Source organism: Kitasatospora sp. NPDC001175 (genome assembly GCF_053598215.1).
In genome coordinates, this window is record NZ_JBSFJU010000001.1 from 25,526 (window position 1) to 49,824 (window position 24,299).

At 70.5% G+C, this 24,299-nt stretch carries 21 protein-coding genes and 1 pseudogene; 8 read left to right on the forward strand and 14 right to left on the reverse strand.

Annotation, left to right across the window (positions count from 1 at the left end; all coding sequences use genetic code 11):
• Nucleotides 1-122 precede the first annotated feature (122 nt).
• On the forward strand, nucleotides 123-1,775 hold the full coding sequence (locus ACWDAK_RS00110) for an LCP family protein (protein ID WP_344638018.1): 1,653 nt from the start codon (nucleotides 123-125) through the stop codon (nucleotides 1,773-1,775).
• Between the two features lie 21 nt (nucleotides 1,776-1,796).
• On the opposite strand, the gene ACWDAK_RS00115 is transcribed toward ACWDAK_RS00110, so the two are convergent.
• Nucleotides 1,797-2,408, reverse strand: coding sequence for an acyltransferase (locus ACWDAK_RS00115; RefSeq protein WP_344638019.1), 612 nt, complete (start codon nucleotides 2,406-2,408; stop codon nucleotides 1,797-1,799).
• A gap of 132 nt (nucleotides 2,409-2,540) precedes the next feature.
• Nucleotides 2,541-3,584 (reverse strand): glycosyltransferase family 2 protein, encoded by a 1,044-nt coding sequence (locus ACWDAK_RS00120; RefSeq protein WP_427392862.1) that lies wholly within the window; start codon nucleotides 3,582-3,584, stop codon nucleotides 2,541-2,543.
• Between the two features lie 175 nt (nucleotides 3,585-3,759).
• Here ACWDAK_RS00120 and ACWDAK_RS00125 point away from each other — a divergent pair, with 175 nt between their 5' ends.
• A complete protein-coding gene (locus tag ACWDAK_RS00125) occupies nucleotides 3,760-5,385 on the forward strand; it encodes an LCP family protein (RefSeq protein WP_427392861.1) in 1,626 nt (541 codons plus the stop codon).
• Between the two features lie 204 nt (nucleotides 5,386-5,589).
• Here the strand turns inward: ACWDAK_RS00125 and ACWDAK_RS00130 are convergent, their stop codons facing one another.
• From ACWDAK_RS00130 to ACWDAK_RS00145, 4 genes and pseudogenes are all read right to left on the reverse strand, one after another.
• Complete coding sequence (locus ACWDAK_RS00130; protein ID WP_427392860.1) at nucleotides 5,590-8,154, reverse strand: ABC transporter permease; 2,565 nt, start codon at nucleotides 8,152-8,154, stop codon at nucleotides 5,590-5,592.
• Nucleotides 8,155-8,167: 13 nt separating this feature from the next.
• Nucleotides 8,168-8,956 (reverse strand): ABC transporter ATP-binding protein, encoded by a 789-nt coding sequence (locus ACWDAK_RS00135; RefSeq protein WP_427392859.1) that lies wholly within the window; start codon nucleotides 8,954-8,956, stop codon nucleotides 8,168-8,170.
• A gap of 296 nt (nucleotides 8,957-9,252) precedes the next feature.
• A pseudogene (locus ACWDAK_RS00140) lies at nucleotides 9,253-9,591 on the reverse strand (NAD(P)H-dependent oxidoreductase); the annotation flags it as partial.
• Nucleotides 9,592-9,669: 78 nt separating this feature from the next.
• The gene (locus tag ACWDAK_RS00145) at nucleotides 9,670-9,756 is read right to left on the reverse strand and encodes a putative leader peptide (protein ID WP_425557711.1); all 87 of its coding nucleotides are present in this window, start codon (nucleotides 9,754-9,756) and stop codon (nucleotides 9,670-9,672) included.
• A 163-nt stretch (nucleotides 9,757-9,919) separates the two neighbouring features.
• On the opposite strand from ACWDAK_RS00145, the gene ACWDAK_RS00150 reads away from it, so the two are divergent.
• Nucleotides 9,920-11,251 (forward strand): LCP family protein, encoded by a 1,332-nt coding sequence (locus tag ACWDAK_RS00150; protein ID WP_344638024.1) that lies wholly within the window; start codon nucleotides 9,920-9,922, stop codon nucleotides 11,249-11,251.
• Nucleotides 11,252-11,941: 690 nt separating this feature from the next.
• The gene (locus tag ACWDAK_RS00155) at nucleotides 11,942-13,318 is read left to right on the forward strand and encodes an MFS transporter (RefSeq protein ID WP_427392858.1); all 1,377 of its coding nucleotides are present in this window, start codon (nucleotides 11,942-11,944) and stop codon (nucleotides 13,316-13,318) included.
• Nucleotides 13,319-13,805: 487 nt separating this feature from the next.
• Here ACWDAK_RS00155 and ACWDAK_RS00160 read toward each other — a convergent pair whose 3' ends face one another.
• The 3 genes from ACWDAK_RS00160 to ACWDAK_RS00170 all read right to left on the reverse strand — a co-directional run bounded on the left by ACWDAK_RS00160 (nucleotide 13,806) and on the right by ACWDAK_RS00170 (nucleotide 15,583).
• On the reverse strand, nucleotides 13,806-14,033 hold the full coding sequence (locus ACWDAK_RS00160) for a hypothetical protein (protein ID WP_344638026.1): 228 nt from the start codon (nucleotides 14,031-14,033) through the stop codon (nucleotides 13,806-13,808).
• 34 nt (nucleotides 14,034-14,067) lie between these two features.
• The gene (locus ACWDAK_RS00165) at nucleotides 14,068-14,568 is read right to left on the reverse strand and encodes a glycine-rich domain-containing protein (protein WP_344638027.1); all 501 of its coding nucleotides are present in this window, start codon (nucleotides 14,566-14,568) and stop codon (nucleotides 14,068-14,070) included.
• A gap of 772 nt (nucleotides 14,569-15,340) precedes the next feature.
• Entirely contained in the window at nucleotides 15,341-15,583 is a 243-nt protein-coding gene (locus tag ACWDAK_RS00170) for a hypothetical protein (protein ID WP_427392857.1), read from the reverse strand.
• Nucleotides 15,584-15,739: 156 nt separating this feature from the next.
• Between ACWDAK_RS00170 and ACWDAK_RS00175 the strand changes: the two genes are divergently transcribed.
• Nucleotides 15,740-16,495 (forward strand): helix-turn-helix domain-containing protein, encoded by a 756-nt coding sequence (locus tag ACWDAK_RS00175; RefSeq protein WP_344638029.1) that lies wholly within the window; start codon nucleotides 15,740-15,742, stop codon nucleotides 16,493-16,495.
• Between the two features lie 207 nt (nucleotides 16,496-16,702).
• On the opposite strand, the gene ACWDAK_RS00180 is transcribed toward ACWDAK_RS00175, so the two are convergent.
• Together ACWDAK_RS00180 and ACWDAK_RS00185 are read right to left on the reverse strand one after the other, a co-directional pair.
• On the reverse strand, nucleotides 16,703-18,046 hold the full coding sequence (locus tag ACWDAK_RS00180) for a DUF3987 domain-containing protein (protein ID WP_344638030.1): 1,344 nt from the start codon (nucleotides 18,044-18,046) through the stop codon (nucleotides 16,703-16,705).
• Nucleotides 18,047-18,172: 126 nt separating this feature from the next.
• The gene (locus ACWDAK_RS00185; protein WP_425557701.1) at nucleotides 18,173-18,370 is read right to left on the reverse strand and encodes a hypothetical protein; all 198 of its coding nucleotides are present in this window, start codon (nucleotides 18,368-18,370) and stop codon (nucleotides 18,173-18,175) included.
• Between the two features lie 133 nt (nucleotides 18,371-18,503).
• On the opposite strand from ACWDAK_RS00185, the gene ACWDAK_RS00190 reads away from it, so the two are divergent.
• Nucleotides 18,504-18,725, forward strand: a complete 222-nt coding sequence (locus ACWDAK_RS00190; protein ID WP_425557702.1) for a site-specific integrase — start codon at nucleotides 18,504-18,506, stop codon at nucleotides 18,723-18,725.
• A gap of 201 nt (nucleotides 18,726-18,926) precedes the next feature.
• Here the strand turns inward: ACWDAK_RS00190 and ACWDAK_RS00195 are convergent, their stop codons facing one another.
• Together ACWDAK_RS00195 and ACWDAK_RS00200 are read right to left on the reverse strand one after the other, a co-directional pair.
• On the reverse strand, nucleotides 18,927-20,090 hold the full coding sequence (locus ACWDAK_RS00195; protein WP_344638031.1) for an acyl-CoA dehydrogenase family protein: 1,164 nt from the start codon (nucleotides 20,088-20,090) through the stop codon (nucleotides 18,927-18,929).
• Nucleotides 20,091-20,203: 113 nt separating this feature from the next.
• Nucleotides 20,204-21,355, reverse strand: a complete 1,152-nt coding sequence (locus tag ACWDAK_RS00200; RefSeq protein ID WP_344638032.1) for an LCP family protein — start codon at nucleotides 21,353-21,355, stop codon at nucleotides 20,204-20,206.
• Between the two features lie 224 nt (nucleotides 21,356-21,579).
• On the opposite strand from ACWDAK_RS00200, the gene ACWDAK_RS00205 reads away from it, so the two are divergent.
• Nucleotides 21,580-22,923 carry a UDP-glucose dehydrogenase family protein gene (locus ACWDAK_RS00205; RefSeq protein ID WP_344638033.1) on the forward strand — a complete coding sequence of 448 codons (1,344 nt, stop codon included), beginning with the start codon at nucleotides 21,580-21,582 and terminating at the stop codon, nucleotides 22,921-22,923.
• A gap of 56 nt (nucleotides 22,924-22,979) precedes the next feature.
• Entirely contained in the window at nucleotides 22,980-23,387 is a 408-nt protein-coding gene (locus tag ACWDAK_RS00210) for a CoA-binding protein (RefSeq protein ID WP_344638126.1), read from the forward strand.
• Nucleotides 23,388-23,426: 39 nt separating this feature from the next.
• Here the strand turns inward: ACWDAK_RS00210 and ACWDAK_RS00215 are convergent, their stop codons facing one another.
• Complete coding sequence (locus ACWDAK_RS00215; protein WP_427392856.1) at nucleotides 23,427-24,248, reverse strand: MerR family transcriptional regulator; 822 nt, start codon at nucleotides 24,246-24,248, stop codon at nucleotides 23,427-23,429.
• Nucleotides 24,249-24,299 lie beyond the last annotated feature (51 nt).

Sequence of the window (24,299 nt, forward strand, 5' to 3'; positions counted from 1 at the left end):
TCAAGCTTGAATAAGAGTGAAGTTCTGATTATGTAACAAAATTCAGTCCAGCTCGTGATGTCAGGTAGGTTCCCGTGTGGCCGACGGGGGCCCGATTTTCACGAGAGGCGGCTGACCAGCCGATGACCAACGTCCAGCCGATGTCCGGCGAGCCTTCGGACGACTCCGGCATATCCGAGCTGGGCGGGGCCACCGCCCGACGGGGAACCAAGAGCGGCCGCAAGCGCGGGCGCCGCTGGATACGCATCACCGCGGCCACCCTCGGGCTGACCCTGGTGGCGGGCTGCGGTGCCGCGTATCTCTACTACCAGCACCTCAACGACAACATCCAGTCCGGCAGCAAGAACCTCAGCGACGCCAAGGGCGCCAAGACCGCGCCCAACGCCGCAGGCCAGACCCCGCTGAACATCCTGATGATAGGCACCGACAGCCGCGGCTCGGCCGCCGACGTCGCGCTCGGCGGTGCCGCCGACGACGCGGGACGCCCTGGCCTGGCGGACGTCCAGATGCTGCTGCACATCTCCGCCGACCGCACCAACGCCTCGATGATCAGCATCCCCCGCGACACCCTGGTGGACATCCCGACCTGCCACAGCGAGGACGGCAAGACCACCTACCCCGCCGCCAAGCACACGATGATCAACGAGGCACTGCCGCGCGGCGGCCCGGGCTGCGTGGTCGGCACCTGGATCAAGCTGACCGGCCTGGAGATCGACCACTACATGATGGTCGACTTCGCCGGAGTGGTGAACATGGCCGACGCAGTCGGCGGGGTCCCGGTCTGCGTCAACATGAACCTCTACGACCGCTACCAGCCGGGCATCGGCGGCACCGGCCTCAAGCTGCCCAAGGGCACCACGTACATCAAGGGCGAGCAGGCCCTCCAGTGGCTGCGGCTGCGCGACGCCTGGGGCGACGACATCGGCCGCACCAAGGCGCAGCACATGTACCTCAGCGCGCTGATGCGGCAGTTGAAGAAGAACGGCACGCTCGCCGACCCGGGCAGGCTGATGACGCTGGCCGAGGCCGCCACCAAGTCGATCCAGGTCGACAAGCCGATCGCCGACATCAAGAAGCTCTACGACCTGGGCAACGACATCAAGGCCGTGCCCGCCGAGCGGACCACCACCCTGACCGTGCCGGTGGACACCGCACCGACCGATCCGGACCGGCTGGTGCTCAACCCGGACACCGCTCAGATCTGGAAGATGCTGCTGGCCGACACGCCGATCGACGGCAAGTCGCTGAAGGCGGCCGAGGGTTCGTCGGGCGGTGCGTCCAGTGGCGCTTCGGCGGGTGCTTCCGCCAGCCCATCGCCCAGCGGCACCACGGCCGCCGCTCCGGCCCGGGAGATCAGCAAGGGCGCGGTCCAGGTCACCGTCCAGAACGCCTCCGGCGCCACCGGACGGGCGTCCGAGGTCAAGAGCGCCCTGGTCGAGGCGGGCTTCAGCAAGGCCAGCACGACCGCCAACGGCGACGTGCAGGAGAGCACGGTGCTCACGTACGGCAGCGGCCAGAGTGCCCAGGCCCAGGCGATCGCCGCGGCGCTGGACCTGCCCAGCAGCGCGCTGCAGGAGTCCGGCAGCGGCAGGACGCTCAGCCTGGTGATCGGCTCCGACTGGACCAGCGGCAGCAGCTACCCGGCCTCGGCCGGCGGCTCCGGCGGCAAGAAGTCGGCGCCGACCAAGCTGCCCAAGTCGGTGGAGACCGTCACTGCGGACGACGAGAAGAGCTGCATGACCGTCAACCCGCAGGGCCACATCTACACCTACTGAGCGGGCCGCCGGACCGGGGCGCTACGGCGCCTCGGCCAGCACCCCGCCGGTCTCGACGTACTCCTCGCCGGTGCGCGGGCAGCGCCAGCGCCCGCCACCGGCATCGGTGAGCGGTTCGCCGGCGCGGCCGACCCACTTGATCCGACGCGCCGGGACGCCGGCCACCAGGGCGAAGTCCGGGACGTCCCGGTGCACCACGGCACCCGCGGCCACCAGCGCCCAACGGCCCACCGTGACCCCCGCGACCAGCACCGCCCGGCCGCCGACCGAGCAGCCCTGGCGGAGGGTCACCCCCTGGGCGTGCCACTCCTCGCCGCGCTTCAACTTGCCGTCCGGGTCGACCGATCGCGGGTACATGTCGTTGGTCAGCACCGCGGCGGGCCCGATGAAGACCCCGTCCTCGACCACGGCCGGCTCGTAGACCAGGGCGTGGTTCTGCAGCTTGACCCGGTCGCCGATCCGTACGCCGGGGCCGACGTAGGCACCGCGCCCGATGATGCAGTCGGCGCCGATCTCGGCTCCCTCGCGGACCTGTGCCAGATGCCACACCGTACTGCCGGGGCCGACCACGGCCCGCTCGTCCACATCGGCGCTGGGCTCGATGCGGGCTGATGGTCCATCGGTAATCGCCATGCCGCCGAACATAGCGGCCCGCGGCCGGGCGGCGAGGCGATACCGGGTACTTCGGGAAAGCGAAGGGGCGCGGGGCCCGGCCTTGTTCGGGCCGGGCCCCGCGCCCCTGAGAGCGTCCTCGGTGCGGACGGGCTACCTCGGGTCGGCGACGCTGGAGTTCATCGGAACCGGGCGCTTGCTGCCGATGACCCGGCGGGCCAGCGAACGCGGGGAGGTGAGGAAGCCGAAGCCCCAGCTCATGTGCATGGTGGCGAGTGCCACCGGCAGCTGGAGGCGGGCCCGGGCGGAGAGTCCGCGTCCCTCGACCACCGAGCCGCCGAGTATGCCGAGCAGGTAGCCACCGGGCAGGACCAGGAAGGCCGGGTGCACGGCGGCTCCCAGCACCGTGCCCGCGACCACGCCGAGCAGCGCGGCCGGCGGCGCCAGGTAGCGGAGGTTGACCGAGCCCTTGTGGTAACGGGTGACCACCCGGCGCCAACGGCCGTAGTCCTTGTACTGCTTGGCGAGCGCCTTCACGCTGGGCCGGGGGCGGTAGGTCACCCGCAGCTGCGGGGTGAACCAGATCAGCCCGCCGTCCTGGCGGATGCGGTAGTTGAGCTCCCAGTCCTGGGCGCGGATGAACTCCTCGTTGTAGCCGCCCTGCTTCTCCAGCACCTCGCGGCGGAAGACGCCGAGGTAGACGGTGTCGGCCGGGCCGGCCAGGCCGCCGGTGTGGAAGGCCGCGTTGCCGACCCCGATCTTGGAGGTCATGGCGGCGGCGACCGCGTTCTCCCACTCGGTCTCGCCCTCGGCGTGCATGATGCCGCCGACGTTGGCCGCCTCCATCTCGCCGAGCAGGCGGACGGCGGTGGCGATGTACCCCGGGGTGAGCAGGCCGTGGCCGTCCACGCGCACCACTATCGGGTGGCGGGAGCCGCGGATCGCCGCGTTCAGCCCGGCGGGGGTGCGGCCGGTGGGGTTGGGCACGGTACGGACCCGGGGGTCCTCGGCGACCAGTTCGGCGGCGATCTCGTCGGTACGGTCGGAGGACGGACCGAGCGCGATCACCACCTCCAGATCGCCGGCGTACTCCTGCCCCAGGATGTGCCGGACGGCGGTGCGCAGGTGACGTTCCTCATCGAGCACCGGCATGATCACGGAGACCGCCGGCAGCTCCTCAGCAGCCTTGGTGTTCATCGTGGCCAACCGTACCGGCGGCCGACCTGCGTTGTCAGGTTCGGGTTGGCCTCGGCGATCATCCTGGCGGGCCTGTCCTGGCCAATGCTGCCGGGAGGGAACGTTTCGGCGTTCGGTGCGGGTGTCCCGGCGAGCCACCGGCCGGGGGCTCGATGGCCCGCCTACCATCCGAGAGATGCCCTTCTCAGCCCCCCGACCTCACGCTTCGTCCGGTGCGGCCGCCGACCGGTCCGGGGCCACCGCCTCGCCCGGGCCCGCCCGGCACCGGACCGGGCTCTGGCTGGCCGGCACGGTCGCACTGGCGGTACTGGCCGCCTCGGGCGCCGGCTGGGCGGTGCTCAACGGGGTCGGCCGCTCGATCGACCGGGTGGACGCCTTCGCCGGGGCCGACGACCGCCCCGAGGACGACGGGGGCACCACCATCCTGGTGGTCGGCACCGACGACCGGGACGGCATCCCGGAGGCCACCCTCAAGAACCTGCTGCACGCGGGCGGCGAAGGCTGCCACTGCACCGACGTCATGATGCTCGTCCAGCTCGCCAGGGACGGCGGCCGGGCCAGTGTGGTCAGCATCCCACGCGACTCCTACGTGACGATCCCGGCCCACCGGGACCCGGCGACCCGCCGGCAGGTGCCGGCCTCGATGGGCAAGATCAACGCGGCGTACGGAATGGGCGGCGCACCGCTCGCCGTCCGTACCGTGGAGCAGGCCACCGGTCTGCGGATCGACCACTACCTGCAGGCGAACTTCCTCGGCTTCGTGGCCACCGTGGACGCGCTGGGCGGGGTCGACGTGTGCACCGCGAAGCCGCTGAAGGACGAGTTCGCGGGCCTGGAGCTGCCGGCCGGGCGGACCAGGCTGGACGGTGCCGGCGCGCTCAGGTACGTCCGCGCCCGGCATGTGGACGGCAGCTCGGACCTCGGCCGGATGCACCGCCAACAGCGGCTGCTGGCCCAGCTGTTGAGGCGGGCCACGGACACCGGCACGCTGCTCAGCCCGGGCCGGCTCAGCCGGATGGTGGACATCCTGCTCAGCTCGGTGAAGGTCGACAAGGGGCTCTCCGCCGAGGAACTGCTGGCCCTGGCCACCCGGTTGAAGGACCTCTCGGCGGCCAACACGGACTTCGCGACCGTCCCGCTCGCCGTGGTGGACCACCAGGTCAGCGGCTGGGGTTCGACCGTCCTGTGGGACCAGCGGGCGGCCAAGGCGCTGTTCGACGCCGTACGGGAGGGGCGGCCGCTGACCGGGCACTCGGAGACCGCCGCGGGGCCCTCGCCCGCACCGCCGTCCTCGCCCGGTGCGGCCGCGTCCGCGTCCGTCCCCTCCGTCTCCGCCGTCCCCACCGCTTCCGCTTCCGCCTCCGCTGCTTCCGCCCCCGCCGCGCTGAGCGTGCCGCCGGGGCACATCCGGATCCAGGTGCTCAACGGTGCCGGGGTGCTCGGACTCGGGGCCCGGGTGGACGGGGATCTGCGCAAGCTCGGCTTCGCCACCACCGGGACGCCGGCCAACACCGAGGGGGGCGGCAGCGTGGCGAGGACGGTGGTCAAGTACGACCCGCGCTGGGACGAGTCGGTACGGACGGTCGCGGCCGCGCTGCCCACCGCACGGTTGGTACGGGTGCCGGGGCTGGGGGCGACGCTGCAGGTGATCGCGGGCAACGACTACCTGGGAGTCACCGCGCTGCCGAGTCCCACGGAGGTCACGACGCCGGAACCGTCGCCCTCCCCGGCCGCCTCGCACGCCGGCGGCCCCGTCCCGGAGGTCTCGGCGACCACGGGGAGCGAGATCGGCTGCCGGTGAGGCGCTCGGACGGGCCGTGGGCGAGGGCCGTATGAGCGTGGGCCGTGGCCGGGGAGCCGGGGCTGCGGGAGCTGGCCGTCGAGGTGCGCGGGTGGTCACTCGCACGGTCTTCGACCGAACGGCGGATGGCCGGGTGCACAGGCACCCGGCCATCCGCCGCCCCCGATCCGTCCGGCCCCGGCGGACCGGACGGTCGCCGTTCGGTCAGTCCGTGGCGATCGCCGCCAGGACGTTCATCCGTCCTGCCCGGAAGGCCGGGAGCAGGGCGGCCAGCAGGCCGATCACGGCCGAGGACAGCAGGACCTCGACGATCGTGCCGGTCGGGATCGCCAGCGTGCTCAGGCCCTTGCCGGAGAGCACCCGCTGGGCAGTGATGCCCCAGGCGAGGCCGAGACCGGTGCCGAGCACGGCGCCGAAGATCGCGATGACCACCGACTCCAGCCGGATCATCCGGCGCAGCTGACTCCGGGACAGGCCGATCGCCCGGAGCAGGCCGATCTCGCGGGTCCGCTCGACCACCGAGAGGGCGAGGGTGTTCACCACCCCGAGGACGGCCACCACGATGGCGAGGAAGAGCAGTCCGATGACCATGTAGAGCAAGGTGTTGACCTGGTCCTGGACGATCTTCTTGTAGCCGGCCTGGTCCTTGACCACCAGCTGCGGGTACGCCTTGAGCGAGTTCTGCAGCGAGTCGAGCACCTTGGCCTTGTCGGCGCCGGCCTCCGCCTTGCCGAACAGCGCGGCGTCCTGCGGGAGTTCGGCGGCCGGGACGACCTTGGCGACGCTGTCGACGCCGGTGAAGAGGTTGCCGTCGAAGAGCGAGTTGCCCTTGGCGGTGATCAGGCCGAGTTCGAGGCTCTGGGTGTGGCCGCGGCCGTAGTCGACGGTGATCCTGTCGCCGACCGAGAGGTGGTGCTTGGCGGCGAAGTCCTCGTCCACCGAGATGCCACCACCGGTGATCGCGGCGGACGAACCGGCCTTGACGGGGAGGCGGAAGTCGTTGACGAAGGTCGGTGAGACGGCCGACAGCTCCGTCTCGCTCTTGCTGCCGTCCGGCAGCGCGAGGGTGGCGGGGATCTCCTTCTGCTCGGTGAGGTGGTCGAGGCCCTTGACCGACTTGGCGGCGCTCAGCATGGCCGGGGTGAGCCCGGTGCGGCCGCCGTCCACGATGTAGTCGGCGCCGACGCTCCGGTCGATCTGCTCGTTGGTCGAGCTGACCATCGAGGTGGTGAAGACCGAGGCTCCGACGACCAGGGCCAGGCCGATCATCAGCGCCGCGCCGGTGGCCCCGGTACGGCGGGGGTTGCGTATCGCGTTCCGCTGGGCCAAGCGGCCGGCCGGGCCGAAGAGGGCGGGCAGGGCGGCACCGAGCACCCGGACCAGGCCGGCGGCGAGCAGCGGGCCGGTCACCACGAAGCCGATCAGTGTCAGCACCACCCCGAGGCCGAGGAGCGAGCCGCCGGTGGCGGCCTGGTGCGCCCGGGCCGCCGCGACCAGCAGCGCGGCGCCGCCGGCCGTCAGCACCAGGCCGATCGCGGCCCGGATCCGGTTGGCCTTGGCCTCGGTGGGAGTGCCGTGGTCGCGCAGCGCGGACATCGGGGAGATCCGCGCGGCCCGGCGGGCCGGTATGAAGGCCGCCAGGACGGTGATCAGGACGCCGACCGTGTAGGAGGCGACCGGGACGGAGGCGCCGATCTCCAGGCTGGCCGAGGTCAGGTTCATCCCGGCCGCGCCCATCAGCCGGATCAGCAGCATGGCCAGGCCGATACCGCCGAACAGGCCGAGGGTGGAGCCGAGCACCGCGAGGATCAGTGCCTCGATCAGCACCGAGGCGTTGACCTGGGTCCGGCTGCCGCCGATGGCACGCATCAGGCCGATCTCGCGGGTGCGCTGGGCGACCAGCATCGAGAAGGTGTTGATGATCAGGAAGCCGCCGACCAGCAGGGAGATCCCGGCGAAGCCGAGCATGGCGTACTTCATGAAACTCAGGAAGGAGCCGACGCCCTTGACGTTCTCGGCCTTCTGCTCGGCCGCGGTCTTCAGGTCGAAGCCGGCGCCGACGGCGGTGGCGGCCTCGGCCTTGAGCTGGTCGTTGCCGCGGCTGCCGTCGCCGAAGAGCTCGACCGAGGTGTAGGCGGTGGAGCCGAGCAGCAGTTTCTGCGCGGTCGGGGTGTCCAGGAAGGCGAGTGCCGCGCCCGGGTTGGTGGTCCTGAAGGTGGCGATGCCGGAGATCTTGAGGTCGTAGCTGCCGGACCCGGTGATCAGGCGGAGCGGGCTGCCGAGGCCCAGGCCGGCCTTCTTGGCGGTGTCCGCGTCCAGCAGGACCTGGTCCGGGCCCTGGGGAGCGTGGCCGGAGGTGACCTCCAGGGAGGGGCGCGGGGTCTCGATCCAGTTGCCGGTGAGGGTCGGGGCGCCGGTGGTGGGGCCGACCGTCTTGTTGCTGGCCGGGTCGACCAGGACGGCGTTCGACACGAAGACGTTGCCGAGGGCGGTCCTGACCCCGGGCAGCCCGGCGACCTTCCGCACCGTGTCGACCGGGACCGTCCTGGTCTTGCCGCCGACCTGCTGGTCGGCGCTCCGGTCGCTGTGCGGGCGGAGTGAGACGTCGGACGCGGTGGAGGCGAAGAGCTTGTCGAAGGTCGAGGTGGCGGTGTTGGAGAAGACCAGGGTGCCGGAGACGAAGGCGACCGAGAGCACCACGGCGATCAGGGAGAGCGCCATCCGCCCCTTGTGGGCGAGGAAGCTCCGCAGTGAGGTCTTGAGCAGCATCGGACCGGGCCCCTCAGCTGGTGCGCTTGGCGTCGAAGCGACGCATGCGGGCCAGGACGGACTCGGCGGTGGGGGCGTGCATCTCGTCGACGATCACGCCGTCGGCGAGGAAGAGCACCCGGTCCGCGTAGGAGGCGGCGACCGGGTCATGGGTGACCATGACGATGGTCTGGCCCAGCTCGTCCACCGAGCGGCGCAGGAAGGTCAGCACCTCGGCGCCGGAGCGGGAGTCGAGGTTTCCGGTCGGCTCGTCACCGAAGATGATCTCGGGACGGGCGGCCAGCGCCCTGGCCACCGCGACGCGCTGCTGCTGGCCGCCGGAGAGCTGGGCCGGACGGTGCTTCAGCCGTCCGGCCAGGCCGACGGTGTCGATCACCTGCTCAAGCCAGGCCTGGTCGGGTCTGCGGCCGGCGATGTCCATCGGAAGGGTGATGTTCTCCAGCGCGTTGAGCGTGGGGAGCAGGTTGAAGGCCTGGAAGATGAAGCCGATCTTGTCCCGGCGCAGCCGGGTGAGCTGCTTGTCCTTCAGACCGGTGATCTCGGTGTCGCCGACCCAGATCCGGCCGCAGGAGACGGTGTCCAGACCGGCCAGGCAGTGCAACAGGGTCGACTTGCCCGAACCGGACGGGCCCATGATGGCGGTGAACCGGCCGCGCTGGATGTCCACGTCCACCGAGTCGAGCGCCGTGACCCTGGTCTCCCCCGCGCCGTACGCCTTGGTCAGCTGTCGTGCGGAGGCCGCCGGGGCGTTCTCGCCGCCGTGAAGCCGCGGGTCCTGCACGGCTGTCGCTGCCGTCGTCACTGGAGTCTCCCTAGATCTTTCGTCCGCCGGTAGACCCGAGCCTGACGCAGACCACCCGCCCGCCGACATGGTGCGGACTTCCGTCTTCGTCCTCGGGTTGGCCCCACCCTCCGAGGTGCAGCCAGCTTCACCGCTGACCGGTGGAGTGGGGGATGTCCACCACGTTAGGAGACCGCGGCGAGGGGATCGTCCTACGCCGGGAGGAAGCCGGATGACTCCCGGCGTACGGGACGCGGGGCCCTCCCCCTTAGGGGGACCTCGTCGTCCACCTCGGGGTCGCCCGGGCCCAGCCGAGCTCAACTCGCCAGTGCGGCACCGTGGTTCAGCACCTCGGGGATGCCGGTGTGCCGGGTCAGGGCGGCGGCGAAGGCGTCCACCACCGGGGTGAGCAGGACGTCCGTCTCGCGCTCGATCGCGGTGCCGCCGTCCTCCCGGACCGCGATGTGCCGGTCCAGCCGAACCAGCCCCGGGTGATGTGCTCGGCCCCCCATCGAGGCGAGCACCGGGCGCAGCGCGTAGTCCACGGCCAGCACGTGGGCCGTGGACCCGCCGGTGGCCAGCGGCAGCACGGTCTTGCCCGCCAGGGCGTACTGGGGCAGGACGTCCAGCAGGGTCTTCAGCAGCCCCGAGTACGCGGGAACGCGGGAGCGGCCGGGCACCCGTGGCTCCGGGTGCGGCCGCGACGGGCGCGAGGGTCTAACGGTGGCGAGCGGTCAGCCACGACACAGCGAACCGGACACCCTCAGCAGGTCGACGTGCCGCCGACGGGTGAGCCTCCAGCGCTGTTCCATGCCCGCCATGCGAACACGCGCCGTCAGAGCCGGTCAAGGTTGATCTCATCGGGTGAACACGCCGGTGACCATGCGGCGAAAGCATCCGACAACTGCATCAAATCTGCTACAAGCGGGCCGCGGGCCACCCCGGCGGCACTGGCGGCCACTGGTTTCGGGCATCCTTCACCCCATGAACACGTGGCAGGAAGACCGCCCGAGCGGCGGCGGCAGCTCGTACGGTCGGGGCGACGGCGCCGGATCCTACGGTCCGGGCGGCGGCGCGGCCGCCGAGCCGCCGCTGCCGCCATCGCTCAACCCGCGCGGACCGGGCGCGCAGCGCCGTCCGCAGGGCGGCTACGGCGCGCAGCCCGGGTATCCGCCACGGCCCGGCGCCGCGCCGCAGGGCATGGGCATCCCCGCGCAGCCGGCCCCGGGCGCCGTGCCGCCGGGGCCGGTACCCCCCGGTGCGGTACCGCCGGGTGCCGTCCCGCCGCCGGCGAGACCGGCGGCCGGGGGTACGGCGAACCCGCGCTGGCCGCGCCGCCGGAAGATCAAGGTGGCCGCGCTGGCGGTGGCCGGCGCGCTGCTGGTGACCGGTGTCGGCACCTACTTCTGGGCCGACGCCAAGCTCAACCACGAGAACACCCTGGCCTCGTACCCGGGCCGCCCGCCCGCCGGGAAGGGCACCAACTGGCTGATCGTCGGTTCCGACAGCCGCGACGGGCTCACCGACGCGCAGAAGGACGCGATGCACACCGGTACCGACACCGGCAAGCGCAGCGACTCGATGATGATCCTGCACATCGGGGACCACGGGAACACCCTGATGAGCGTTCCGCGCGACTCCTGGGTGCCGATCCCGCAGCACCTGAACACCAACGGGAACGGCAAGACCATCCCCGCCACCACCTCGAAGATCAACTCGGCCTTCAACAACGGTGGCGGCCCGCTGCTGGTGCAGACGATCGAGTCCAACACCGGCATCCACATCGACCACTACGCCGAGATCGGCTTCGCCGGCTTCGTCGGCATCGTGGACTCGGTCGGCGGTGTGAACATGTGCGTCGACAAGGACATCTCCGACCAGGACTCCGGCCTCAACCTCAAGGCCGGCTGCCACACCCTGAACGGCACCCAGTCGCTGGCCTTCGTCCGGCAGCGGCACCAGATGGCCGACCAGGACCTGGGCCGGATGCGCAACCAGCAGAAGTTCCTCTCCGCACTGGCCAAGCAGGCCGCTTCCCCGGCCACCCTGCTCAACCCGTTCACGTTCTACCCGCTGGTCAGCTCGGGCCTGGGCACCCTGATCGTGGACAACGACACCGGTCTGACCGACCTGGGCTCGTTCTTCCTGGCCATGAAGGGCATCTCGGGCGGCAGCGGCAAGACCGTCACCGTGCCGATCGGCAACCCCAACTTCCGCGCGCCGGACGGGGAGTCGGCGCTGAAGTGGGATCCGGTGAAGTCCAAGGAGGTCTTCGACGCCTTCAAGAACGACACCCCGGTCCCGGACGTGAAGTAGCAACTCGGGGGCGCGAAGCAGCGACTCCGGGCGTGAAGCAGCGCGAAGGGCCCCGCCGGTGACCGGCGGGGCCCTTCGACCTCCCTGCCGTTACGGCAGGTTGCGCACCACGATGCGCCGGAGTCAGCGCCCCCACAGAGCCACAGGGCTGAGGGCCGGGACACGGCTTCCCCTTCGGCGCCGGAGCCCGCTCCTTGCACCTGAAGCAGAATCCCCGGTCACTCTCGGGGTGTTCGCACAGCGGGCAGTCCACCGGGCTCCTGGACATCCCGTCCGGCGGGCACGGCAGCGGCTTGCCCGGCGGGCGCGGGGCAGCCCGCGGCGTGGCGCGGGTCACGTGCGCACGGCCTGCCCGACGTGGCCCGGGTCACGTGCGCGGGGCCGCCGACCCCGGCGGGTGAGAAGGGTCACCCCCGCCGGGCTGCCCGGACGGGCAGGGGCGGGCCGGCCCGGTATGACTGGGCAAACGCCGTGTCGACACGGTCCGAGGGCCCGTCCGCTTCGGGACCTTGGTCATGAATTCGGCTGACCTTTGGCCTCGTGGCGACCCGTCCGTACCCGGGCAACCGTGGACGGTCGCCCGGCGTGCCCGGGCGACGGCGCCGCCCGACCAGCGGTGCCGTGCCCTGTCGTCTACCCGGCGCACGACGTGCGAAGGCACCGCCGTACGCTCCGGAGGACCCGAATCACATGTCCAAGACCATCGACAACGCCCCGTATACCGCCTTCCACCGCAGGTTGGCCCTCGCCTGTTCCGGCGGGCCGCTGCTCGACGGCTACATCCTGAGCATCGTCGGCGTCGCCCTGACCGGGATGCGCCCCGACCTCGGCCTGTCAACCGCGGACGTCAGCCTGATCGGCGCCGCCGCACTGGTCGGAATGTTCGTCGGCGGCGCGCTCTTCGGCGTGCTGACCGACCGGATCGGGCGGGAGGTGATGTACACCGCCGACCTGCTCGTCATGGTGGTCTGCTCGGTGCTCTCCTTCTGGGTGGACGCGGTGTGGGCGATTGCCCTGCTGCGCTTCGTGCTGGGCATGGCCGTGGCCGCCGACTACCCCATCGCGACCTCCCTGCTCGCCGAGTGGCTGCCGGTGCGGCACCGCGGCCGGCTGCTCGGCCAGCAGATCGTCGCCTGGTACGCAGGCTCCGTCCTCGCCTACGTGACGGGCTACGCGTTCCTGCGGCTGGCCGGGCCCGGCAGCTGGCGGTGGATGCTGGCCAGTTCCGCGGTGCTCTGCCTCGTCTTCCTGGTGATCCGCCGCGGCTCGCCGGAGTCGCCGCGCTGGCTCGCCGCCCACGGGCGGGTCGGTGACGCCGTGCGCGTGGTCGAACAGCACCTCGGGGTCCGGGTGAACGGCCGGGAGCTGATGCCCGATCCCGCCGAGGCCGGCCGACCCGGCGGGCTGCGCCTGCTGATGACCCCGCCCTACCGACGCCGCACCCTCTTCTGCGGGCTGTTCTTCCTCTGCCAGGTCGGCCCGCTCTTCGCGATGCTCACCTTCGGGCCGCAGATCCTCTCCTCGTTCGGCATGCCCGGCGGCACGGTGGCGGAGACCCTCGGCACCGGGCTGATCAGCCTCGTCTTCCTGCTCGGCTGCTACCCGGCGCTGCGCCTGATCGACACCTGGGGCCGGCGCCCCGTGATCATCTGGTCGTTCGCCCTGATGACCGTCCCGCTCGCCCTGCTGGGGATCTGGCCCGCCGCTCCCGCCGCCGTCGCCCTCCTCGCCCTGTGCGCGTACGCCTTCCTGTGCGGCGGCCCGAACGTGCTCGACTGGACCTACCCCAACGAGCTCTTCCCCACCGAGATCCGGGCGACCGCCGTCGGCGTGGCCACCTCGGTCAGCCGGATCGGCGCGGCCGTCGGCACCTTCCTGCTGCCGCTCTCGCTGACCGGGCTCGGCACCGGCCCGACCATGCTCATCGCCGCCGGGACCACCGCCCTCGGCCTGCTGGTCTGTGTGCTGTGGGCCGAGGAGACCCGCGGCACCGCACTGGGCGCCTCGCCGGCCGTCACCGCGGAGCCGACCGCTGTGACGCAGCGCGTCCCGCAGCCGACGCGCTGACGCCCGGCGCGGACGACCCCGCCGAGAGGGTCGAGGTCGCCTGAGTGACGCCATGCGAACGGCCCCCGGCAGCATGCCGGGGGCCGTGCTGTTTGTGCAGGTCAGTGGCCGTTTTCAGACCGGTTCCAGCCCAGGATTTCCCCGGCATGACGCCCGGGAACGGCCCCGGAACGGGCCCGGGCGGACCGAACCCGAAGGCGGCCTCCACCGCCCCTCAGATGGCTTCTGACCCGTGAAGACCGCCTTACGGCAGGTTGCGCGCCATGACGATGCGCTGCACCTGGTTGGTGCCCTCGTAGATCTGGGTGCTCTACGACAAACAGGGCTCTGACCTGGGAAGATGCCCCCTCTGAAGGGGCGCCCCCAGGATTTCCCCATGATCATCTTCTCTGTCGATGTGAGGCCAAGCCTTCCCCCTGGCAACAGAGACGCCCCGCCCATGCGCCACGGGGGACGACGCACGGACGGGGCGGTTTCGGGGCGTTGTTCAGCGGGGGATGGGGACGACGAATCCTCGCGCCGGACCGGTTTTACGGGACATACCCGCGACGATCGCCAGCACCTCGTCGGTGATGTCCCGCCGGGCGGCGGGGTCAGTGCTGTCGTACACCCGCCATTGCCCGCTCGGGTTGTCCAGGTCTTCGGGGGAGACGATTCCTCGGATGCCTAGGCGCCGGAGTGTGCTGGCTACCCGCTGGGCTTCGTCCTCGTCCATGTATCCCGCCCTTCCGTGTTCGGTGGGGCTCAGGCTAGCTGGCTTCGCCGCCCCCGCCCCCGCCGTTGCAGTGGGAGGCGCAGTTTCCGGGGTTGATGGGTCCGCATCCGCCGGGGACGGGGGTGTGGGAGCACTGGGCGGCCACGGCCACCAGGGCGCGGGTAGGGCCGGTCCACAGTTCGCGGTCGGGGGTGTACCCGGCCTCTTCGATGAGGGCGGCGGTTCGGGCGAGCGCGTCGGAGTCGTGGCGCGCCGGGTCCGGGCGTTCGGGGTAGTGGTGGACGAACCCTCCAAGCTGGCTGCACAGTTCAGCGTACGGGCGGGTGTGGAGGATGAGCGCGTGCCACCCCTCGTCGACGACGTTGGACGGCGTGACGCGCACGGTGGGGAACGTGCTGGCGGTGACGACGAACTTCAACGCCTCGATCACGATGCGCTCGGCGATGTCGTCGGGCATGCCGGGGTTGTTGTCCGTCACCGTGGCGGTGACGCCCTCGAACGCTTCGGGGGTGAGTAGGGCGCGTACGTCGTGCATTCGTGCTCCCTAGTTCTGTTGGCTGGTCCCGCCAGCCCGTGTGGGACGGCGGATCTCGATGGTGGTGCTGACCCGTTCCGGTCGGACTTGCATGTACGCAACGCACGCCCGGGGCGGGGGTTTTGTGCCCGGCCCAACTCAGCGAGCAGGGCTCCAAATTGGGCCGGGATGCTCAATCGAGGTGAATCCAGTCACCCTGTTGAGCGCCCGCCGTCGGGGGTTCGGCGGGAGTCTGCGGATTGGGGTGCCCCACCACCCCGTTACGCGAACGGTTCATCCGGTGGTGGGGCGGGAGCCCGCTGTGCCGGGCGTGGCACGTCGATACAGCGGGAGTCAGTAGGCGGCACCTTCAGTGCCAGCAGAGGCACGCGCGGGTTGCTGATTAGCACTTCAGTTCAAGTCGCAGAGCCCAAGAGAATGACCACCAGAAGCACGATCACGCCCGCGACGGACACTGCGTAGGCCGATTGGCGGTTGAAGGACTCACGGCCCCCTTGCGGGCGCTGGGCCTTCTCGCGGTACTCCTCTTGGCCGGTCTCGAATTTCAGTTGGGCTCCTCGACCGCTTCGGGCCTCACAGGCGTGGCGTTCACCCCTCGCCACCCCCACGGGGGTTCTCGCATTCGGGGGCGTGCCGCTCCCGCAGGACGCGCACGTCAGCTAGGGCCGACTCGTCCACGCCTTCCGGGTCGCTGTACGCCCGGGCCGCCACGGCATCCAGCCGCTGACACGTTGGACACTCCGGCCGGGTTTCAGTCGGTCTCTCGGGAGCCTCAGGCTGCGTCACTGCTACCCCCAGGGAAGGAACGGCCCAGGATGGGAGCCAACGCACTGCCGTCAGCCTTGCCCTTGTCCGGACACCCCTCGCTGCCGCACTCGCAGAACGACCAGTCCTTGGGCGTGCCACGCCTAGTCAGCAACCGAGCGGCCTCCACCGGGTCGTAGTCGTCCAGCGGGTTACCGACTGACACTCGCTTGCGGCGCTCCGCCTTGTACTCGTCGAACGTCTTGGCCACAGCCCGGTACCTCCCTAGTTCAGCCCTCGCTTCCGGACGACTCGATGGTGTCTTGGCCGGTCGGACCGCCGCGACGTCGACAGGGCGTCAGTTAGGGGTCCTGACAAGGCGTCATTTAGGTGTCATTTGAGTTCGCTCAGCTCTATGTTGGGTCGCATGACGACGCCCAACGAGACCCTTCGGGCCGTACGGATCGGCCTGCGTCTCAGCCAAGACGAGTTCGCGAAGCGCCTGCGGGCGGCCGGGACCGAGCAAGGCGAGCCGAACGACGCCAGCAAGCGCCTTGTGCAGCGCTGGGAGTCCGGAGAGGTGGGATTCCCTCGCCCGGTGTACGTTCGCGCTCTCGAAGCCGTCACGAAGCTCTCTGTTGACCGCCTCGGATTTACGTCACCACAGCTCCCCCGCCGGGTGAGCATGGACGCTACGGGAGGGCACGACATGACCAGCGATGAACCCGGCGTGCCGGTAGAGGTAGCACCGGCACCGACAGGTGAGGACTTCTCCGGGGTGTGGCTCAGCCGATACGAGTTCTACAGCAGCAGCAGGGAGAACACGTACACCGGCCTGCACCACGTCGTACTGTCACACCGTGGAAACCGGATCACCGGCCAATCGCTCACTGGCGCCTCGTCCAACCCCGACTCTCCGCTGTCCTTCGATCTCACCGTTGATCGAAACATCGTCACTGGCTCCTGGGTGGAACAGACCGCGCAGGACGGCTACTACCAAGGGGCCCGATACCACGGAGCAATTCAGCTGCTGGTCGATCCCACGGGGCGTCGCATGGCGGGTAAGTGGGTTGGGTTCGGGAAAGAGTTCGACGTGAACACCGGGCCGTGGGAACTGCGGCTGTTGGACAAGTCCACTGCTGACGACGTGCTGAGCCGATACAGCGTGCCCCCTGAGGAGTGATCCGGCCACCCGGCCAGCAATGGGCCGGGCTCGCCGCGTCCGGCCTGCGCTGGCTCCGGTACCGCCTGGACTAGCCGCGTCCCGCAGGACGCGCCTTGTTAGCCTCAGGAAGAGGAGCGGGCATCATCATCTCAAACGATCATTGCCTAACCCGCCCCAACGGAGAAAGCCCCCGGCAGTAGCCGGGGGCTTTCTTTGATTCGTCGGTCAGAGCAGCGCGAGGAACGGGTTCCCAGTTGCGGCCGACTCGCGGCGGGGACGGGTGGGAGCGGGAACCAGGGGTGCCGGGGGAACGGGCTTGGCCGGGCGGTAGGTGTCCATGCGGACGACCGTGGCCGGAGTCTTCCGGGCAGGCTTGGGCTCAGGCCGGCCGCTGGGGGAAGCCTCGGTGTTCTCCGACTCGGTCAGGGTGTAGATGGTGGCGGGACGCCCAAGGCCGGAACGGTCGAGAGTGGCCTTCACCCCGGGCAGAGCCTTGACCTGATCCGCCGTCGCGCCCACGAATGGCAACAGCTCGGACGACCTGGCCTTTCCGCCCATCATGGCGATCCGGGCCTGGACCTTCTCCGCGAGACTGAGTGACTGGCGCTTACCGGACACCGCCCCCATTCGAGACGTGATGCTCTCCACGGTCTCCATGGCGTAGGTGACCAGCCGGGCCGCTGCTTCCAGATCCTCGCGGGTGATCTCGTGCCGCAGGTCGAACAGGGCGAACAGGGCCGCGATCCTACGTACTTGCTCGTTGCAGCGGGAGGCGAACGGCTTCAACTCGTCCGACTCGCGGGCCTTGATCAACAGGTCGTGCCGGAGGCTGTCGGCAACGTCGTAGGCGTCTTCCGAGAGGGTGACCGTTCCGGACCTCTGACCGTGACGCACGGCCCGGGCGAACGCCTCTCCGGCCTCGGAGATCAGGTACTCGGGCATCCGGTCACGCTCACTCAGCCACCGCACTTGAGTAACCGGAAGGATCAGCAGTCGGTTGTACGAGCCGCCATCACGCTCAGTAGCGGACATGCTGGCCCGGAACTCCTCCGGGGTGATGTGCCCCATGATCGACACTCGCGGGTCGTCCACCTGAACGGGTTCCTTGGCGCGAGACGTGGCAACCGTGGCACCGTCCCACAGATCCCGGAGCACCTGGGACAGGTTCGCCTGTCGCCTGCCCGCCCGCAGCACACGGGCGTACTCGGTGTCCACGATGAGCGCGTGCCCGTCGCGGTCGGCCACGGCCTGGATGAGCCCGGCCCCACCGGTCACACCGTTGATGACGTGACCGGCCATGAATGAACTGTTGGCGTCCTTCGCTACGTCGGACGCGAGTCCCCATGACTGCCCCTTGCCCTCTCCGGTACCACCACAGAGCAGGACGTGAAGCATGAGCGGCATGGAACCGGAGCCTCGCTGCACGCGGGTCTCAGGGAGCATGGCGGAGAACGCGCACAACAGGCCGCCCAGCAGCCCGACCGGGGACCATTCGACGTGGGGTTCCATGCCCGCTACGAGGGACCGGAGCCGGCCCGTGACCATGCTGCGGAAGTCGGGGGTGTCCATGCTGCCTGTCTCCTGAGGATGGCCCGTGAGGTCCTGGCGGTGCTCGACAAGGCTCCGCCCCGGTACCGGGCCCTGCTGTGGCTGATGGCCGGTTGCGGCCTCCGGATCGGCGAGGCCATGGCCGTCTCACGGGACCAGATCGACTTCAAGGCGGAGATGCTCCGGGTCGACTTCCAGATCGCCGAGGACGGCGAGACCGAGTCCGGCAAGAACAGCGCCATCCAGCGGCGGCACATCAAGGCGCGCGATGCCGAGGAACCCGGGCGGCTGGTCCCTCTGCCGCCGAACGTGGCCTTCGAGCTCCGGCGGCACATCAAGAACCACGGCATGTGGGGCCCTGAGCGGCTGCTGTTCCCGAACGTCTCCCGGACCGGATACCTGTACGCCTCGTACTTCTACCGGCAGATCTGGATGGCGGCTGCCCGCAGGCGGGGTGGAGTACTGCAAGCCCCATGCCATGCGGCACTACTACGGGTCGAGGCTGCTGTACGCCGGAGTCCCGGAGAACGATGTGGCGGACTGGATGGGCCACAGCAGCACAGATGTGCTGCGCGAGCACTACCACTACATCTTCGAGGGGGCCGAGCAGCGCGGGCGCGCGGCCATCGCGACGATGCTGACACCCGGCGCGGATGACCCCACCGGCGACTCCCCCACCGACAAGACCGAAGTCGCCTGACAGAAGCCCATGCGAACGGCCCCCGGCACGCTGCCGGGGGCCGTTCTGTTTGTGCAGGTCAGTAGCCGTTTTCAGCTCAGTGTCAGCCCAGGATTTCCCCAGCATGACGCCCAGGAACAGGCCGAAACGGGCCTGAGCGGACCGAAACCCAAAGGTGGCTCTCAGTACCCCTCAGATGGCCTATGACCTGCGGAAACCGCCTTACGGCAGGTTCCTCGCCATGACGATCCGCTGGACCTGGTTCGTTCCTTCATAAATCTGGGTGATCTTGGCGTCGCGCATCATCCGCTCGACCGGGTAGTCGCGGGTGTAGCCGTAGCCGCCGAGCAGCTGGACTGCGTCGGTGGTGATCTCCATGGCGACGTCCGAGGCGAAGCACTTGGCGGCGGCGCCGAAGAAGGTCAGGTCGGCGTCGAGCCGCTGGGACTTGGCGGCGGCGGCGTAGGTGAGCTGGCGGGCGGCCTCCAGCTTCATGGCCATGTCGGCCAGCATGAACTGGATGCCCTGGAACTCGGCGATGGCCTTGCCGAACTGCTTGCGCTCCTTGACGTAGCCCTTGGCGTAGTCGAGGGCGCCCTGGGCGATGCCGAGGGCCTGGGCCGCGATGGTGATGCGGGTGTGGTCCAGCGTCTTCATCGCGGTGGCGAAGCCGGTGCCCTCGGCGCCGATGATGCGGTCGGCGGGGATCCGGACGTTGTCCAGGTAGACCTCGCGGGTCGGCGAGCCCTTGATGCCGAGCTTCTTCTCCGGCGCGCCGAAGGAGACGCCCTCGTCGCCCTTCTCGACCACGAAGGCGGAGATGCCCTTGGAGCGCTTCTCGGGGTCGGTCACCGCCATGACGGTGTAGAACTCGGAGACGCCCGCGTTGGTGATCCAGCGCTTCACGCCGTTGAGCACCCAGAAGTCGCCGTCGCGCTCGGCGCGGGTCTTCATGCCGGCGGCGTCCGAACCGGCGTCCGGCTCGGAGAGGCAGTAGGAGAACATGCCCTCGCCGCGGGCCAGGGCACCCAGGTACTTCTGCTTGAGCTCCTCGGAGCCGGAGAGCTGGACCGGCAGCGAGCCCAGCTTGTTGACGGCCGGGATCAGCGAGGAGGAGGCGCAGACCCGGGCGACCTCCTCGATCACCAGCACGGTCGCCAGCGCGTCCGCGCCCTCGCCGCCGTACTCCGCGGGAACGTGGACCGCGTGCAGGTCGTTGGCCTGCAGCGCGTCCAGCGCCTCCTGCGGGAAACGGCCCTGCTCGTCCACCTCGGCCGCGTACGGGGCGATCTTCGCCTCGGCGAGCGAACGCACCGCTTCGCGGAGCATCTCATGCTCGTCGCTGAGCCGGAAGAGATCGAAGTCCGCCCCAGAGTTGCCCGCCATCTGCCTCGCCCCTTGACCGTGTTAGTTACCGTTAAGTAGCAGTATTGATCCTAATTCTAGGTTCGCTCCGTGCCTACCCCGTACGTGACGTCCGCGACACCCGCCGAGCGAGGTCAGCGGACGCTGTCCCCCAGCACGTCACTGGTGGTGCGGTGCTCGGCCAGGTACTGCACCATCCGGTCGTTGCGCATGGCCTCCCAGAGCGGGGCCGCCGCGTTCCGGTCCAGCTTCACGGCGGCCTGGCCGTCGATGGTCTCGAAGCCGCCGAACGGCGCGTTCATGAAGGTCACGTCGCCCACCCGGAGGTTGCGCATGCTCCAGGCGAGGTCGTAGAGGTCGCTGTTGCTCAGCTTGTCGTCCACGCTGACCACGTCGCCGACCGACTTCAGCAGGCCGCCGAGCCTGGTCGGGCTGGAGAGCGTGCCCGAGCTGAGGGTCTGCTTCATCAGGGCGCGCAGGAAGTTCTGCTGGCGCTTGGTGCGGTCCAGGTCGCCGCCCGGCAGTCCGTGGCGCTCGCGGACGTACTGGAGGGCGGTGTCGCCGTCCATGTGCTGGGTGCCGGCGTCCCAGTGGCGGGCGCCGCCGACCGCCTCGATGGTCTTGGGGATGGTGATGTCCACCCCGCCGACCGCGTCGGTCAGCGAGCGGAAGCCGTCCCAGTCGATCACCGCCAGGTGGTCGATCCGGATCCCGGTGAGGTCCTGCACGGTCTGGATCATCAGCGCCGGGCCGCCCCAGGAGTAGGCGGCGTTGATCTTCGCCTGGCCATGGCCCGGGATGTCCACCCAGGTGTCCCGGGCGATCGAGACCACCGAGACGCTCCGCCGGTCAGCCGCTATGTGCATCAGCATCATGGTGTCGCTGCGGGCCGCGCCCACCTTCCAGGCCGGGCCCTCGGCCTCGGCGCCGGTGGTCGGCACGTCGGAGCGGGCGTCCAGGCCGACCAGCAGGAAGGTCATCCCACTGTTGGGGACGGGCTTCGGCTGTGCGGACTCCGGGACGGTCGGGAAGGCGTCCGGGATTCGCTGCACCGAGGACGCGTAGTGGTTCGCCGTCCAGTAGAGCGCGCCGACCCCGCCGCCGAGCACCACCAGCAGCGCCACCAACGCCCAGATGAGCACCCGCCGGGTACGGCGCCCGCGCCCACCGTCGGCCCTCCCGGGCTCCGGCCCGTCGGACTCCGCGGCCGGCCGCTCGTCGAACAGGCTGAGGTGGGCGGGCTGGTCCGCAGCCGGGTCGTGCCGCGCGTCGTCCTTCGAATCCATGCCGGGCATTCTGCCTCCAGTCAGATGAGTTCCCGTCATCGGAACGGCAGTTCCAGCGGTCCGCAACCGCCCGGGAACAACATCGTTACCGAGCGGCAGCCACCGCCCCCGACCGCCGGGCACGGACCGCCGCCGAGTCCCTCCGGCCGCCGGATACCATCAACCCCTGCGGCCGGACGCAGACCCGCACGGTTCCGGCACAACCGACCCAAAAGGGGAAGCACGTGACCCTCCGCATCACGGTGATCGGCACCGGCTACCTCGGCGCGACGCACGCCGCCTGCATGGCGGAGCTCGGCTTCGAGGTGCTCGGCCTGGACATCGACCCGGAGAAGGTCGCCGCCCTGTCCGCCGGCCAGGTGCCGATGTACGAACCGGGGCTCGGCGAGCTGCTGCTCAAGCATGTTGCGGGGCAGGCGGGTTCGACCGGCAGGCTGCGCTTCACCACCTCGCCCGAGGAGGTCGCCGACTTCGGTGACGTGCACTTCATCTGCGTCAACACCCCTCAGAAGAAGGGCGAGTTCGCGGCCGACATGTCCTATGTGGACGCCGCCGTAGACTCCATCGCGCCGCACCTGACCCGGCCCACCCTGGTGGTCGGAAAGTCCACCGTCCCGGTCGGCAGCGCCGCCCGGCTGGCCGACCGGCTGGCCGAACTCGCCCCGGCCGGAGCCGATGCCGAACTCGCCTGGAACCCCGAGTTCCTGCGCGAGGGCTACGCCGTCGGCGACACCCTGCACCCCAACCGGCTGGTGGCGGGCGTGCGCAGCGAGCGGGCCGAGCGGCTGCTGCGCGAGGTGTACGCGACGCCGATCGCCGAGGGCGTGCCGTTCGTGGTCACCGACTTCCCGACCGCCGAGCTGGTCAAGGTCGCCGCCAACTCCTTCCTGGCCACCAAGATCTCCTTCATCAACGCGATGGCCGAGGTCTGCGAGAGCGCGGGCGCGGACGTGGTCCAGCTCAGCCAGGCGCTCGCCTACGACGACCGGATCGGCGCCAAGTTCCTCGGTGCCGGGCTCGGCTTCGGCGGCGGCTGCCTGCCCAAGGACATCCGCGCCTTCATGGCCCGCGCCGGGGAGCTGGGCGCCGACCAGGCGCTGACCTTCCTGCGGGAGGTGGACTCGATCAACATGCGCCGCCGCTCCCGGATGGTCGAGCTGGCCCGCGAGCAGTGCGGCGGCGGGTTCCTCGGCCGCCGGGTCGCCGTCCTCGGCGCCGCCTTCAAGCCCAACTCCGACGACATCCGGGACTCCCCCGCGCTCAACGTGGCCGGCCAGATCCAGCTCCAGGGCGCCCAGGTCACCGTCTACGACCCCAAGGCCATGGACAACGCCCGGAAGATGTTCCCCGGCCTGTCCTACGCGGCCTCCGCGCTGGAGGCCGTCGAGGGCGCGCACGTCGTGCTGCACCTCACCGAGTGGCAGGAGTTCCGCGAGCTGGACCCGGCAGGGGTGGGCGCCCTGGTCGCCGAACGGCGGCTGATCGACGGGCGGAACGTGCTGGACGCCGCGAAGTGGCGGGAGGCCGGGTGGACGTACCGGGCGATGGGGCGGCCGGGCGTCGAGTAGGAGACCGGGTGGACGGCGGCGGAATGCGTCGGGCCGTGCCGCCGTTGCTGCAGGGCATGACGTACGGAGACGAGGCGGTGGTCCGCCGGATCCTGCGGGAGGCCGGCGACACCTGGGCGGTGGTCGGGCTGTCCACCAACACCGCGCGGGCGGCCTACGGCGTGGCCCGGGTGCTGCAGAAGGCGGGCAAGCGGGTGGTGCCGGTGCACCCCGGGGCGGAGACGGTGCTCGGCGAGCAGGGCTACGCCTCGCTCGCCGAGGTCCCGTTCGGCATCGACGTGGTCGACGTGTTCGTGAACTCCGGCCTGGCCGGGGAGATCGCCGACCAGGCCGTCGCGGTGGGCGCCCGGGCCGTCTGGTTCCAGCTGGGCGTGGTCGACGAGGCGGCCTACGCGCGCACCACCTCAGCCGGGCTGGACATGGTGATGAACCGCTGCCCGGCGATCGAACTGCCGCTGCTGTAACGCCGGCTCGGGCGGTGCCGCCGGCGGCTCACGGCACCATCAGCCGGTCGGGAAGGCGATGTCGCAGACCGGGTCGGCCTCCTTGGCGCTGCCCCAGTCGGCGAAGTAGACCTCCCGGCCCGGCCCGGTGAGCGACACCTGTTCCCGCTCCGCCCAGGCGCAGATCGCGTCGTAGGCGGAGAGGATCTGCGGGTACTCGACCTGGGCCTTGGTGATCCGGGTGTAGACCTCGCGGTGGGCCGGTTCGATCCGGCCGGGCACGGTGAGGGCGCCCGTGTGGGAGGGATCGATCGGTACGCAGACCTCGACCGGACCGTCGTTGTCCTCGTTGACCTCGCCGTGGTACACCACGAACGGTGCCGCGACCACGCCGCCGTAGGCCTCGGCCGCCTCGGTCAGGCGGTCGGTGGCGGCCGGGATCCACTCCGGTAGGTCCTGGGGAGCGGCGTTGCGCCGCTCGGTGAGCACCAGCTGTTCGGGCACCTCGCGGTGCTGGATCTCGTACATGTCCAGAATCCCTTCGCATCCTGAGAGTTGGATGCGGAGGTGCACGGCGAGCTCCCGTTGGGCCGCGAGGCGGCGCTCGATGCCGTCCCAGTAGCGTGCCACCAGCGCGGCCCGCTCCCGGCCGGGGACGGCCAGCAGCTCGGCGACCTGTGCCAGGGGCATGTCCAGGCCGCGCAGCAGCACGATCAGCCTGGCGTCCGCCAGCCGGCTCTCACGGTAGTAGCGGTAGCCGGTGACCGGGTCGACCCGGTCGGGCGGCAGCACGCCCTGGCGGTCGTACAGCCGCAGGGCCTTCTGGGACAGGCGGGCCCGGCGTGCGAACACGCCGATGCTCAGCAGTGCGTCTTCCTCCACGCCGGACACGCTCCCGTCTGTCCCAGGGGCAGGGTCAAGCCGCCGGGCGAG